The following is a 14,835-nucleotide window of genomic DNA, read 5'->3' as shown; positions in this document are numbered from 1 at the left end:
CAACTGTCAAAAGTTGGGTATCTATGGGCGATCGTAATTTGTGTTTATTTTGCGACAGTCTTTAAACAATCACAAAATTGCTGACATTCAACGCAGGTGAACTAGACAGTTGTGCAAGTTGCACCTGTCTAAATCCACCAGCATTACCATCTTGGTCAAAGTACAACGCACCAGTAATGTTGTTATAGATGAATCTTTGATCAGTCGTGGTTGCAGAAGTTCCTAAAGTAAACTGACTAATCGACAGCGCCCCAGCTAATAAACCACCACCAAAACCAGCCGCAGATATCCGGATGATGTCATTACTAATACTGAAGTCAGTAATCGTATCAATACCTTCATTAAAACGATTAAAGACAAAGGTATCTGCACCACTACCGCCTGTGATCAGGTCGTTACCTGTGCCACCAATTAAAACATCATTTCCACTACCACCGATTAGGATATCGTTACCAGTACCACCATCGAGAGTGTTATTCCCTAAAGCACCCATTGCCGAAAGATTATCATTACCACTGCCACCATTCAGTACATTAGTGCCACTAGAATTCTGCACAGTTAATGTGTCGTTACCATTGCCTCCATTGAGGATGTTATTTCCAAATGAATTAACAGCAGATAGATAATCATTACCATTGTCACCACTCAGCAGGTTATCACCTGTAGAATCATCCACAATTAATATATCGTGACCATTTCTACCGATAAGGGTATTATTCCCAGATGAATTAACAGCAGACAGATACTCATCAGCGTTATCACCATTTAACAGGTTATTGCCTGTAGAATTATCGACAATTAATGTGTTTCTGCCAGCACCACCATTGAGGGTGTTATTTCCAGACGAACCAACCGCAGACAGATAATCATCACCACTGCCACCATTGAGTAAGTTATCGCCTGTGGAATCATCCACAACTAATATATCGTTACCCGTATCACCATTAAGGGTGTTATTTCCAGACGAACCAACCGCAAACAGATAATCATCATTACTGCCGCCATTGAGTGAGTTATCGCCTGTGGAATCATCTGCAACTAATGTATCGTCACCAGCACCACCATTGAGGGTGTTATTTCCAGACGAACCAACCACAGAAAGATAATCATTACCACTAAAACTATTTAGCAAGTTATCGCCTATGGAATCATCCGCAATTAGCCTATCATCACCAGCACCACCATCTAAGGTGTTATCACCAGAAGCACCAATAGCAGAAAGCGTATCATTTCCTACATCACCTTTTAGCAGATTATTCCCGGTCGAATAGTCAACATTCAATGTATCGTTACCAGCACCGCCACTGATTCGATCGTTACCACCACTACCACCAAAAAGTGCATCATTGCCATTGCTACCAACAATATTATCACTGTAGCTTGTGCCAATAATATTTAGACTTTCGATGTTACTGTAGCGAATCCGATTTGTACCTGCGGTAATTCTGCCACTGTTGTTTGAAGTATTGTATGTGGATGAGATAGGTGCATCAGCATCGCTGTAATCAACAAAAAGATAATCTTCCCCGTCTCCACCATCGACTGTTTGCGTCGCTATAGTGGCAGGACTGGGTTCTTGTGGCACAATGTTGCTCAGATAAAAGGTGTCATCCCCTGCACCACCATAGAGGCTGTTATTTCCGGCGACACGTTCAGCATAAATCTCATCATTGCCATCGCCACCTTCCACAAGATTATTACCTGTGGAGGTACTAATATCAATGATGTCATCACCTTCTCCGCCACTGATGGTATTATTCCCAGTTGTAAAGGAAGCTAGTATGACATCATTTCCACCTTCACCAGCGATGTTGTTGTCTCCATCGCTCACATCAATGCTGTCATCTAAACGTGCATTACTAATGGTAATAAAATCATCAAACTCCGTACCAATCAAGCTCAAACGTTCGATGTTGCTGTAACTGACTTGATTGCTTCCGGCTGTGATGGTGCCAGTGTTGGTGGCACTATTGAAGGTTGAAGATATTGCTGCATCAGCATCACTGTAATCAACAAAAAGATAATCTTCCCCGTCTCCACCATCGACTGTTTGCGTCGCTATAGTGGCAGGACTGGGTTCTTGTGGCACAATGTTGCTCAGATAGAAGGTGTCATCCCCTGCGTCACCATAAAGGCTGTTATTTCCGGCTACACGTTCAGCATAAATCTCATCATTGCCATCGCCACCTTCCACAAGATTATTACCTGTGGAGGTACTGATATCAATTATGTCATCACCTGCTCCACCACTAATAAGGTTATTGCCTTCAGAAAATAGAGCTAGTAGAGTGTCATTATCATCACCCCCTTCTAAAAGGTTATTTCCAGAAGAACGGGTAATATCTAAAAAATCATCTCCTGTTCCACCTCTGAGGATACTGTTTCCTGTGGAACTGACAAAACCAGTGGCTGCATTGAGGCTATCATTTCCAGCACCACCATCTAGAATGTCGTTGCCACCATTGCCCAATAAAGTATCATTCCCAGCAAAGCCTCTAATAATATCATCGCCAGCTGTGCCAATGAGGTTATCATTTCCGCTTGTACCATTTATATTCGCCATAACTTTTACCTAAATAAATCGATGATTTACCTGAAAATTCCGTGTAATACAAAAAAGGAGAGGTGAGCATTGCTCATCTCTCCTCTAACTATCAAAATGAACAATGATGAAATTCCTTGAGAGCTAGGAATATTTAGTAGTCGTCAAGTTATAACTCTTTGAGGAATTCAATCATGGCTTGTTGGTCAGCAGGACTCAAAGAACGATAGCGACGAATGACTTCCTTTGCATCACTGCGATGGGTTCTAGAAACTTCGCTATTGTAAGGAGGACAAATCACGTCTGCTGGTGAAGAGCCATAAGAAATGTTGCCAATGGCTCCCCCTAGTGGTGCTGGACATCCTGCTCCAGGGAGGTTGGTAGGTGTCCGACTATCATCGGGGGCTGGTAAATCATGTAACTCAATAGCTGCACGAATAGCGTCATCTAAAGTACGTACAACTAATGGTGCATTGGTAACTTGACTGTTAGTGAATACAGTACCAGCAGGATTGCTGTTAACTGTGAGTCGGCTTAAGTACACACGAGCATCATGTAAGAATGGAGCGCCCATTCTACCCAAGCCCATCAGGGGTGCAGTGCGGAACTCATCACCAAACGCAGCAGCTTGACCATTGGCAAATACGTCGCCAGCTAAGTTACGCGGAATATCAAAGGTAGCAAAGGAACGACCTACAGCAGTACTAGCACCTTGTTCTCTAGAAAGAGTTGGTTGATATGTTCTGTTAACAACTAACGGCTCACGAGGTAAGGAAGCCCAGCGTTCTGCATCAATTTGAGGTACGTTGTGCAGAAGTAGGTCAGAGAAAATAGGAGCCCACTTATAGCTCAAATGTTGAGCAACGATCGCACCATCTCTGGTTGTGGCTGCTGGTGACTGACCGGTTCTTTGAACAGGGATATGGCAGCTGGCACAGCTCACCATAGAATCTGTACGGTTAATAGCATTAGGATCACGACCGTCACCACCTGCGGGAAAGCGGCCTGGAATCATCCGGTTAGAGAAAGCTACTAAATCAATCCCAAAAAGCTCTGCACCGCGCTTAACTTGACCTTCAGGGCCTTGTGGAGAACGAGAACGTGTAGGATTATTCAACACTGCCAATAGTGTGTCACCAAATTCGGGAGGAGCTGTCATCCGCAGAAAGTTCCGTTCGCTGAGTGGCACACTGAGGTGTGATTCTAAGGTGTTGGGGTATGGGTCAACACAACCTGGACGACCAGCGTTGGTAGGAGAGTCTGTTGGTTCATTACGGTTGAGAATACTTGTAAACCCAACTTCCCCTTGCAAACCACCGGCAACAAACTGAAGGATTTCTACACCATTAGCCCGCAACCCAAAGCGTCCTACACCACCGGAAAAGCCTGAACCAGCAGCGATCGTAGTGCCATTTGGGGTAGGAATAGTGTTGGTTTTACCAGTAATACAATCGCCTGTACAAGCAAAGATACCTGCATTGTTGAGAGATGAGGGGATACTTTGACTATCAGAACCTTCATCTTCAAAGCGCCGGATGTCGTTTGTCGGAATAGCTTCCATCAAACCACGACCAATATATGGAGGCCCAGCGAACTCTACAACACCTCTTCGGAAACCTAGAGAGCTAAGTTTTGTTAATGGATCAACATTGGGTAAGTTTGGGTCTTCAGCAATTGTTGGAATGCGCTCAGGCAAACACTCAGGAAGGGAAAAACGAGTGTGTTGAACAAAGCCGCCGAGGCGTGGTGAAAGTCCGCCCCTGGCAACTCCATCAAGAGGATCAAAGATATTCTGTGAGGGATTATAGTCACCGAAGGTTGTAAAGGCGGCTGTCCTTCCAGTGTTATTGATGGCATCAAGGTTATCAGCTGCTCTTCCACCGCCAGTAGCAGGATCAAGGGCTGTAAACTTAAAGTTTGTTGGTGTCGCGCGTCCAGCTCTAGATACGTTAGAAACGTCACGTACAACTCGGCTGTTAGGAGTAGCTTCAGCAGAACTCAAGTGACAACCTAAACACATTTGTTGGTTAGCAATTGGCCCTGCACCTTCTACTGCAAGGTGGGGTGTTGTAAAGAATTGTATTCCTTCTACCAAGGCCTCTTTTTGTGTGCGAGTTGCAGAAGGATAAACCAAGGCATCAAGGTCTTTCAATCCCAGTGGGAAGGCTCCAACCGCACCAAATTTTTGTCGGGGAACACGTTCTGCTGGAGTAAATGCGATTCCTGGTGCTGGTTCTGCTACATCAAATACGTTATTGATTCCATTGCCTAACTCAGTTTGTCTTTGAGCTAATAACGTCGCATCGTCTGGGACATTACTACCAATGGGAGCAGAGGAGAAAATACCTGCCAAACCGACTTCTGGGAAGAGTGCTGCCGAAGATATGGCCAGGGCAAATGAACAGCATACTATTAATAACAAAGTTGGAAGCCTACGCTTACGCGTAAACCTCATGATGTTTCGCTCTCTCATAAGTTTCTAGATTTTCATAGGAAAGTTGTTTGTTACAAGGGTGTCAATCATCAACTAGGTGATGATTTGTACTGCTGCCCTATCAGAAACATACACTATTTCAACATAAATAAAAGATACAGTATGTAACTAGTAAATTCTGCATGTCTTTACTAATAATTTAATAATCGCTTCATATACTCTGGAAAAATTTACTGATAGAGACGTGAATAAAGTTGCCCAAGATAGGATAAGGCAGCAAGATGGAGATTTTACTAAAAGGTATGCGTATTAACCGAGCGTTAACTTATGTTTTTCACTTTTGTTCTAGCGAGCGATGATAACATTAAGCAACTTATAATCTTAAGAGAATATAAATTTAATCGCTTGTAAATTTTTTATTTATTAGATTTTGACATTCTATATTATTCTTTGTCTTTTATGCCATAATTAAGGCTCGCATTAACTAAGTTAAAGGTGATGGCTAGATAATAAGCAATCACCTTTTTTTTCTGAAATGCTGGCTACTAATATTCTGGTTAGCTATCAATATCTGGCGTTGATATTAGCGTCAGACATAATGAGTATTCACCAACTTTCTGGTTAGTTATCCAGAGTTAACGCAAGAACAAACACCTTGTATAGCAATACTTTTAGAGAATGTATATCTGCTGTTGATGCTAGAAAAACTGCTGAACAAATCAGAGATGTTGGTTTAATTAAAAGTACAATTTGTGCCAGCCATAGCTTTATCCTGGCACGACAATTCAATAATATTAAGGTTTTGGCTGTTTATATATACTTGGGCAATTGGAATACTGGGGTCAACTTGTGACACCACCTTTTAGCTAGTAGTCAATTAGTCTGGCATCTCAATCAGTTTTTAATAATATATCTGATTTTTGAGTAGAAAGTTATTTCATTTAAATTTCATTTTTGCAGCAGTTTCATTGACGGATGTTAATAAAAAGTTGCGTTTTTATATGCCTATCTGTAGGCGGAAAATCATTTCATTTAAATTTCATTTTTTGCAGCAGTTGCATTGATAGGTGTTAATAAAATCTTACAGTTTCATATATCTATCTTTCGGCAGAAAAGGATTTCATTTAAATTTCATTTTTGTAGCATGTAAATTGATTGACTTTAATAAAAAGTTGCTGTTTTGTATGTCTATCTTTTGGTAGACAATAATTTCATTTAAATTTCATTTTCTTGGAAGTAGTTCTTGATGAGATACACTGTAAAAAACTTCAGATATTTACAGACTTTCACTGATGACAAGTGATTGCTAGGAATATGTTCGTCAGAGGTAAAATTCTCTGGTTGAGGCTTTCCCGACAAATGCTCCAACCTCGGCGCTTGGCGTTTGCTGAAGCTTGCTTGATTGGTTTAGTTTCGGGTCTAGCGGCAGTTTTGTTAGGACAAGCTGTGGACTGGGCAGGGGCGTGGCGAGTCCATGTTTCTTACTTATGGCCTGCTTATTTGGTGCTACCGGGGATTGGGTTAGTCGGAGGTCTTTTAGCTGGTTGGTTAGTTGAGCGTTTTGCACCGGAAGCATCTGGAAGTGGAATGTCTGAGGTAAAAGCGGTGTTGGCTCGTGTACCGATGCCGTTAAATCTGCGGATTGCTTTGGTCAAGTTGCTTAGTGCTACATTGGTGCTGGGTTCTGGGATGCCGTTGGGACGAGAAGGGCCAACTGTACAGATTGGGGCAGCTTTGGCAAATCAACTGAGTAATTGGGTTCCGACTTCTCCTGAGCATCGCCGTCAACTGATTGCCGCAGGTGCAGGGGCTGGATTAGCGGCTGCTTTTAATGCACCGATCGCTGGTGTATTGTTTGTTGTAGAAGAGTTACTTCAAGATGTGTCAGGTATTACTCTTGGCACAGCTATTTTGGCTTCGTTTATCGCTTCCGTGATTTCTCGCCTTTATGGTAGTCACAGCTTTGATTTGAGTCAGATAAATTTAGTATTTGGGCATACGACTTTCTTTGCTCAGGAAATCCCTTTTTACTTGATTTTGGGTGGATTGGCAGGATTATTAGGGATTTTGTTTAATAAAGGTGTGATTGCTAGTTTGGAGATGAATCAGCGTTTACTACACCTAAGTTTACCTTGGCGAATTGGAATTGTGGGGTTGGTTAGTGGAATTGCGATCGCTTTGTTGCCTGTAACTTTTCGTAATAATGCTGGGCTAAGAGAAATTATATTGATGGGTGATGCTCATTGGTTATTTGCCGCGATCGCTCTTTTAGTCCAGTTTACCCTGATTCTTTTAACTTATGGCTCTGGAGCGCCTGGGGGTTTACTTGTTCCCACTTTAGTTTTAGGCTCGGCTCTTGGTTATTTGGTTGGTACTGCCGAACAAAGTTGCTTGGGGATGAGTGCAGCAACAACCTATGCTCATGTAGGGATGGCGGCATTTTTCAGTGCTGTCTCTAAAGTACCGATTACAGCAGTGATCATTGTGTTTGAGATGACGACAGATTTCAATCTGGTGCTACCTTTGATGATTGTATCTGTAGTTGCCTATTTAGTAGCGGAAAAAATTGATCACAGGTCGCTCTATGACCTTTTACTCGAAAGAAAAGGCATTCACATTCAAAAAGAGCCAACTACCGATGGGCTGTTAGCACAACTCAGCGCCGCAGAGGTCATGCAAAGACGTGTTGAAACTCTCTCTAGCCAGATGAGTATTGATGAAGCAGTGCAAGCATTTTCTCAGTCTCACCATCGCAATTTCCCGATTTTAGATAATGGTAAAGTTGTAGGTATTATCACTCAGAAAGATTTAGTTACCAACGCTTCGCAACAGATAAAGGGAAATACAACTATCAGCGATATCATGACACCAGAGCCAGTGACTGTTAGCCCTACAGCCACACTAGCCTATGTTTTGCATATACTTAATCGTCATAATCTCAGCTGCTTACCTGTAACCGAAGGCAGAAAACTAGTAGGAATTATTACTCGTAGTGATATTATCCGTGTAGAAGCAGAGAGGTTAAGTGGCCAGATTCAAGCGATAGAACCAAAATCAGCGCCTTCTTATGTAGTTTATCAAACTCGCACTCCGGCTACAGGCAAAGGCAGACTACTAGTACCGCTTTCACATCCACAGACAGCCAAGACTTTATTAGAAATGGCAGTTGCGATCGCTAAACAACGCAACTATGAAATAGAATGCTTACAAGTAATTATTGTCTCACCAAGGCGTATCCCATCAGAAACACCAGTAGACACTACCAAAAGTCACCGTCTTCTGGAAGAAGCAATATTATTAGGTCAAAAACAGCGTATTCCTATTCATACCCAGATACGAGTTGCTCATAATGTTGCTGAAGCAATTTTGGAAACTGTCAAAGAGCGACATATTGATTTAGTATTAATGGGTTGGAAAGGCACTACATCAACGCCTGGTAGAGTTTTCAGCCGAATAGTAGATACCATAATTCGACAAGCTCCTTGTGATGTTGTCTTAGCTAAGTTAGATGACAAAAAAGCCTTTGACCGTTGGTTATTGCCAATTGCCGGTGGGCCTAACTCTCGCCAAGCAATTAAATTATTACCTGCCTTGAGTTCCTTAAGTTCATCCCCTAAAATCAAGCTGTGTCAAGTTTTTCAGCCGAGTAATTTCACACCTGACACAAGATTATTAGAAAAATCCCTTCATTTTCTCCAACACCGAGTTAATGGTAAAGTACTCGCTACTTCAGTCCAGTCCAATTCTGTTTCTGAGGCTGTCATTGAGTGTGCTGCACAAGACAACACCGATGTGATTATTTTAGGTGCTAGTCGTGAAAGTTTATTACAACAAGCAATTCAAGGAAATATTCCCGAAAAGATTGCGCGGAATAGTAATTGCACAGTCATTATGGTCAAAACGTAAAATATACAAATATAGCTCCAAGTTTTATTCAAAAATGACTCAAACAATATCGAGAAACCGAGAATATTGCTCCGAAAGTTAGAACAAAACAAACTTCTCTAAAGCTGAATGAAGAGCAACTTAAACTTCTCGAAGAAATAGTTGAGAAAAAGAATGATGCCACTTTGTAAGAAATTCGTGCAGAACTCAAAGAAAAAACAGGAATAACAATTGGGATATCTACGATGCACCGAATGCTAGAGAGGATAGAAATCAGCCTTAAAAAAACATTGCACGCCTCGGAAAAAGATACAGAAAGGGTTCAATTATTAAGATTACAATTCTGGCTTCAACTTCATGGGATACTGGCAGAAGACCTTGTTTTCCTTGACGAATCAGGAGATAACCTATCTTTGGATGGCACTCAAGCTAGAGGATTAGGTGGTGCATTGACATCCTTAGCACAGCAACCCTTTGTCCCTTGGATTTTAGGTATAGTGGCTTTAGGTTTGATTGCTTATGGCATCTATTCCGTCATTGAGGCTCGTTATCGCCATATTAATAATTTATAAATTAGTAAAAAAAGAAGCTATATTCATAGAACTAACTACGGAGACGAAAAATTAAGGGTTTAAACAAGGGTATAAGGGCAAAATAAAGTCAAAAATTATCTAGTTTTTAGCTTTATTTTGCTGGAAAGTTTAAATTTACAACTTTAGTTAAAAAACCTAGTAACAATAACATCGAAAATAGCATTATAAACGCTATCAAATTAAACTCTAAACCAAATCCGGTAGGATTATTCATCCAGCGCAAAATCCAGAAAGTATTATTACCAATAATAAATGAAGGAATTTCTAATATTTTAAAAATTGGTATTAGTAAAAAACTAGAAATTAGTACTAAAGCCAAAGTCATAAAGGCAATTTTTAATAAAGATTTTAAACTTGAATGCGGTCTAGATTTATCCTTAGCAAAAGGTATCTCTTGGCGAGTTACACTAGGAGGCGCATAAATCGCCACCCCTTCTTCCCTATCTTCAACTTGAATCGACTGCGGACAACGTAATAACTGTACTGCTATCCAGATATCGCCAACTGCACCCCCTGTATTAAATGCAATTACCCAAATCAACCAAGATGCTTGCGGGAAAATTGCTAACAATAGCAAACATACAACATCAATAACTATCAATGGTGCTAAACCAATCACAATAAAAGCATTACGGTGAAACAAGTTACCCGGTGAAGTGGCATAAGCAAGGGGTAATAAATACTTAACTTTCAATCCATAACGTGGCGAACCACCAAAAGCAGCAAAAGCAATTCCATGCACTAATTCATGAACGAAAATAGTTCCAAAGATAATAGCAAGTACACCCACAAAAGCCAATATTACTGGCCAAATACCTCCATCAGAACCTTCTACACTAAAAATCACAGATTGTTGATGAATAATAGCGTAATACCAACTCGCACCAGCCGCCGCCAATATTAAAAGCAACGAACCTAAAGTAGTCCAAATCAATGATATTTCTGGAGTGAGCCGAAACACATAGATTGGCTGATTGCGAGTTAATATACTCATAATTGATCCCAATTATTAACCTGTAATTTTTAGGTTAATAATACTTAGCTTTTTTTGCATCACACTCAGAGATGATTTATAAAGTAAATCTTAGGTAGGGTGTGTTATAGCTTCAGCCTAACGCACCGCCAGATTATGATGGTGCGTTAGCCGATTTTACATAGTTATGGTGATTATTTGGCTCCCAATATGCGCCTAACGCACCCTACGATAATTTTGATTAAATTGCCTTTTGTAATTCTTCAGATGTTAGAGATTTGATTAAACTTAATGGGAGTGGTTGCCGACTAATATTATTAATGTAATCTGTACTCAAATATGGAAGAAAATTCGCTTGGTCAACAGCATAAGTTTCCAAAAAAGCAACACTCAAAGCTTGAATATAGCGTTGTGCTAAAGCTGGACTAGAACCGATGATTGCTGTAGGGACAGGTACAACTGCATTGGATGATTCGGAAATTGTAGAAAAATGTGTACCACCATTGATAAGTGCTAAATATTTGTTTGGTGTTGTTAACCAAGTAAAAGGCTGAATTTGTTCTGGCAAAGCCGGAGCAACTGTATCAGCACTACCAGACACAATCATCAACGGAATTTTAATCTTGCTGAGACTAGCTTGGCCAAAAATACTACTATCAACTGGATTAATTGCAATCGCCGCTTTTATTCTACTGTCAGATAAATTGTATTCAGTATGAGGTAAATTGACTGCCAAACATTGCAGTAAAAGCGAAACATTTAATGTATCTTCTAACGCGGGGCAATCGCTATTTAATTTTTTAAAATTAATTTCTGCACCTACTAAAGCTAATGCCGTATATCCACCAAATGATTGTCCAATTACACCAACTTGCTCTAAATTTAAACGTCCTTGAAATTTTGGATTATTTTTTGATAAACGAGTCAATTCATCAAGTAAGAATTTAATGTCTAAAGGTCTATCAATAAATTCTCTAGGATTAGTAACTCTATCTGCCGTACCTGATAATAAAGCTTGTAGTTGTTTTGAATTACTACCAGGATGTTCAGGAACAGCAACCACAAAACCATAAGAAGCTAAATGTTCTGCTAGATATGCAAAACTGGTTCTATCAGAGCCAAGTCCGTGTGAGATGAAAATTACGGGACGAGGATTTTGAGTGATTGGTAGATAAATATCAGCCGGAAATTGTCTAAGACGCGATAAATCATTAAGTAAAATAGTTTGTTTTATAAACCTAAAGCTTCCAGGTTTTCTCAAGTCCTGCAATGGTGCAACTTTAAGAGTAGAAGTATTTATTAGCTGTTGCTGAGACTGTTGGTTAACAAGAGCGACTGCATTTTGAGTTTGATTAACTAAATCTTGTAAAGCGTCTACAATTTCTAAACTCTGATTTAAATTAATAGAAATTGCACTTGCAGGGAATTTTTGTAATACATTTAAAAGTGTAAAATTCTGTTTGTTTGTTGCAGATAAAATCAATGCAGCGCGAATTGCATAGAATCCTGATAAGTTAGATTCTGTCTGAATAACTTTTCCTAATTTTTCTAATAATCTTTCCCCAATAGGTGTATATAAAAACTGTGAAACTTCTATTTGACTCAAAGGAATAGGAGTGATTAAAGCTTTTCGCAGTTGAGTTAGTTGCTTTTTGCCTACATATCTGCTGTATGAAGCTAAACTTTCGTCTACTTTACCTGTTTTTACATAGCTTTCTAATGAACTAATGGGTATAGACTCTTCTAAAAGACCATAGTTAAATTTTATTCTTTCAGCACCTAACGCGGGATAAGCGGTGAGTGTGGATAATAAACTTATACTAAAAATATTCCAAGCTCTTTTGAGCAAAATCATTTGTTTACCTATCAGATGTTGCATACACTTTAAATAAAATTAGCTGACAAGAGAATTTGATAAAGATTTACATCCTTTTCAACTAAACAGGCATGACCACTATGAGGTAGAGTTATTAATTGAGAATTAGGAAAAATACTACTTAAACGTTGTGCTTCGGCTTCTGATGGCAAAAGTCGATCATTTTTACCAGCAATGAGTAAGACAGGTTGAGTAATTTGAGATAATTTTTTCTCATCAATATCAAATTCTCTCATCAAAGCTAGTCGCTGACTAGCAGTTGCTTTAGGTGCAGAGCTAGTTGATTTTAAAAGAGCTTGACTAGCCGCAGGTGAAATTTGCTTTAAGTTAGTATTTACCCCCACTCTCATCTACCAGAACTGTGGGTGGTGGTGTAGCTGGAGCTGCGATCGGTCGCTCAATTGCTGGTAAGGTAGGTGCAGCAATTGGTGGTGTTGCAGGTGCAATTACTGGCTCATTCGCAGGTAATAAATTAGCAGAATACGCAGAGGAATTTATTGAAGAACTTCAGCCAACCACTGGCTTGGGATTAGGTGCAGATCACAAGCCTGTTGAATTACCCCGTCATTACTGTTGGGAAGAACTAAAAGCACTATCCAAACCCCAAGGTGGAGTAATTCAACTTTAATAAACTAAAAAGGTATAAGGGATCTGCGGGTTAATAGTGTCCCAACCAGCCGGGTTTCGACACTTCGACAAGCTCAGTGCATCGCTTCGCTCAACCCTCAAAGATCGAGAGTTGAGCGGAGTCGAAACTCGGTTTACTGGTACTTTATTTTCATGCAATTCCCTAAGCTGAAACACATCTAAGTTTGAATGCACATCCGATAAGACTGCGATCGCTCACCAAACGATCGCCTGTCTGCATTCTCTCCCTTATTTCATCAAACTCATCCTCAATTTAGCGAACGGTGAGTGATGAAGTCGCTATAAACAATCCCATACAATTTATTCCTTCATAATGGAGGTGCTAACTAAACAATACTTTTGTCTACCAATGGAATACATTTGTACTGATACAGAGCATCAAAGTTATTTAGATATCAATTCTAAATTAAGCAAAACTGAGAAAATACTAAAGATTGGAGCTTATATCGTAAACTTACCAGATGATTCAGTTCTGAAATCGCTATGTAAAACTGAGGATTTGCAATTTTTATGGTGGAAGATGCGTTGCTTTTATGGACAAATTGCTGAATGTTTTTGTCTTTTATTCTTAAAAGAAAATATAGAAGAACGTAGTTTTAACATAAAAGATATTTTTAAGGATGCTTTTGATAAAAAATGTATTAGCAGAAATGACGTACACATTTATACCTTTGAAACAGAACGCATTTTGAAGGAATGGAATCTAATTGAAGCTGGATTTCCCTATCTTATTGCAGAAATGCCTAACTTTCCTTTTAACGAAGATATAAAATTATTCTTCGATTTTTTAGATAATCAAGCTACTGAACAGATTAAACGACATACCGCAAAGTACTATGAAATTAATATTAATGAACGTTCTAAAATTTATGGGCAAGTTTATGAAGCTGCACGGGGTAAATCAGATAACATAAATAAACTCTTAACAAATCCAATTATTCATAGATATAAGTTGAAAGAGGAAATTATAAAATTTTTATGTATCAAGTCCCAAGTAGATCCAGTTATTCAACAAAATTTGAAAGCATTGCAAACCGCACACAATGATTTTGATTTATTAGCAGTGGAAAATTGTAAAAATCGAAATAGTAGTGGAAAAACTTTAAAATCTGAAGTTTGGAAAAATGGCGAAAGATATATACTTACAAAAAAGGGATTAATTAAAGAACCATTGATTGAAGAATTAAGAGCGTACTTTTCTGAAAGTTCTCTACAAGAAGCCAGGTCAGTTCTACAGCAGTTTGTTCATTGTAATTAATATTTAATAAAAATTAAAGCTTTTGGACATTAGCATTTTGTCCAAAACTTTACCAAATTTAACATGATTTGGTTAACGGATTTAGATATTTAGCAAATCAGTTGGAGCCTGCATTTGGCTAATTATAGTGAAATCAACTTCTCCAATCATTTGAGAAGAGTAATTATGATTTGAATTTTAGCTTTACAAAACTTTATTTGATAGCACTTATCCAAGATTAGAGATTTTTGAGCTTATTTTAGTAAGCGAAGTTAAACAGTTATTTCTCTAAGGTTTGAAGAGGTTGTCATAATAATGGCAAATATCTCTTAACACTTTTCTGAGTAGGCATTCTGTAGAGCTTCATTAAAATTTTCAGATTGAAAATTCCTCTGATATTAGTGTCGAAAAGCCATTCAAAATCCACTAATTCTCAGGATAGTTAACTATGTCTGCAAATCTGAAGGAGTTGTATGTCTTTCTCGTTCTGTAACAAACATTTCCTAGCACAAAAAATTGGGTATAGTTCACATACTCTTAAATCAATACGGCAACGTGGTGAATGGATTGAAGGAATTCATTATGTTCGAGAGAATTCTAGAACAATTCGTTACAACTTAGAACTTTGCCTTAATTGGCTGGCCAAT

General features: G+C 39.2%; 8 protein-coding genes and 1 pseudogene. 4 read left to right on the top strand and 5 right to left on the bottom strand.

Annotated elements, in window-relative coordinates; all coding sequences use genetic code 11:
• Nucleotides 1-61: 61 nt before the first annotated feature.
• A complete protein-coding gene (locus H6G28_RS14820) occupies nt 62-2,563 on the bottom strand; it encodes a beta strand repeat-containing protein (protein ID WP_190671660.1) in 2,502 nt (833 codons plus the stop codon).
• A gap of 148 nt (nt 2,564-2,711) precedes the next feature.
• The gene (locus H6G28_RS14815) at nt 2,712-4,964 is read right to left on the bottom strand and encodes a cytochrome c family protein (protein ID WP_190671658.1); all 2,253 of its coding nucleotides are present in this window, start codon (nt 4,962-4,964) and stop codon (nt 2,712-2,714) included.
• 1,326 nt (nt 4,965-6,290) lie between these two features.
• On the opposite strand from H6G28_RS14815, the gene H6G28_RS14810 reads away from it, so the two are divergent.
• Both H6G28_RS14810 and H6G28_RS37785 read left to right on the top strand, forming a co-directional pair.
• On the top strand, nt 6,291-8,882 hold the full coding sequence (locus H6G28_RS14810) for a chloride channel protein (RefSeq protein ID WP_190671745.1): 2,592 nt from the start codon (nt 6,291-6,293) through the stop codon (nt 8,880-8,882).
• A 395-nt stretch (nt 8,883-9,277) separates the two neighbouring features.
• Nucleotides 9,278-9,433 (top strand): annotated as a pseudogene (locus H6G28_RS37785) (DUF1206 domain-containing protein); the annotation flags it as partial.
• Nucleotides 9,434-9,545: 112 nt separating this feature from the next.
• Here H6G28_RS37785 and H6G28_RS14800 read toward each other — a convergent pair.
• From H6G28_RS14800 to H6G28_RS14790, 3 genes are all read right to left on the bottom strand, one after another.
• Nucleotides 9,546-10,448 carry a DUF3267 domain-containing protein gene (locus tag H6G28_RS14800; protein WP_190671657.1) on the bottom strand — a complete coding sequence of 301 codons (903 nt, stop codon included), beginning with the start codon at nt 10,446-10,448 and terminating at the stop codon, nt 9,546-9,548.
• A 220-nt stretch (nt 10,449-10,668) separates the two neighbouring features.
• Complete coding sequence (locus tag H6G28_RS14795; RefSeq protein WP_190671655.1) at nt 10,669-12,306, bottom strand: alpha/beta hydrolase; 1,638 nt, start codon at nt 12,304-12,306, stop codon at nt 10,669-10,671.
• 5 nt (nt 12,307-12,311) lie between these two features.
• Complete coding sequence (locus H6G28_RS14790) at nt 12,312-12,647, bottom strand: alpha/beta fold hydrolase (protein ID WP_242054582.1); 336 nt, start codon at nt 12,645-12,647, stop codon at nt 12,312-12,314.
• A 17-nt stretch (nt 12,648-12,664) separates the two neighbouring features.
• On the opposite strand from H6G28_RS14790, the gene H6G28_RS14785 reads away from it, so the two are divergent.
• Together H6G28_RS14785 and H6G28_RS14780 are read left to right on the top strand one after the other, a co-directional pair.
• A complete protein-coding gene (locus H6G28_RS14785) occupies nt 12,665-12,931 on the top strand; it encodes a hypothetical protein (RefSeq protein ID WP_190671654.1) in 267 nt (88 codons plus the stop codon).
• 369 nt (nt 12,932-13,300) lie between these two features.
• Nucleotides 13,301-14,209 carry a hypothetical protein gene (locus H6G28_RS14780; protein ID WP_190671653.1) on the top strand — a complete coding sequence of 303 codons (909 nt, stop codon included), beginning with the start codon at nt 13,301-13,303 and terminating at the stop codon, nt 14,207-14,209.
• Nucleotides 14,210-14,835: the final 626 nt, after the last annotated feature.

Origin of the sequence: Nostoc sp. FACHB-190, from assembly GCF_014696905.1 — a bacterium.
Classification (GTDB): Bacteria; Cyanobacteriota; Cyanobacteriia; order Cyanobacteriales; family Nostocaceae; genus Nostoc_B.
This window is presented reverse-complemented; position numbering and strand designations above follow the sequence as displayed.

Bases quoted from the DNA above. Each gene is read 5' to 3' on its own strand.
- H6G28_RS14820 (WP_190671660.1), bottom strand. From the start codon at position 2,563: ATGGCGAATATAAATGGTACAAGCGGAAATGATAACCTCATTGGCACA.
- H6G28_RS14810 (WP_190671745.1), top strand. From the start codon at position 6,291: ATGTTCGTCAGAGGTAAAATTCTCTGGTTGAGGCTTTCCCGACAAATG.
- H6G28_RS14800 (WP_190671657.1), bottom strand. From the start codon at position 10,448: ATGAGTATATTAACTCGCAATCAGCCAATCTATGTGTTTCGGCTCACT.
- H6G28_RS14795 (WP_190671655.1), bottom strand. From the start codon at position 12,306: ATGCAACATCTGATAGGTAAACAAATGATTTTGCTCAAAAGAGCTTGG.
- H6G28_RS14780 (WP_190671653.1), top strand. From the start codon at position 13,301: ATGGAATACATTTGTACTGATACAGAGCATCAAAGTTATTTAGATATC.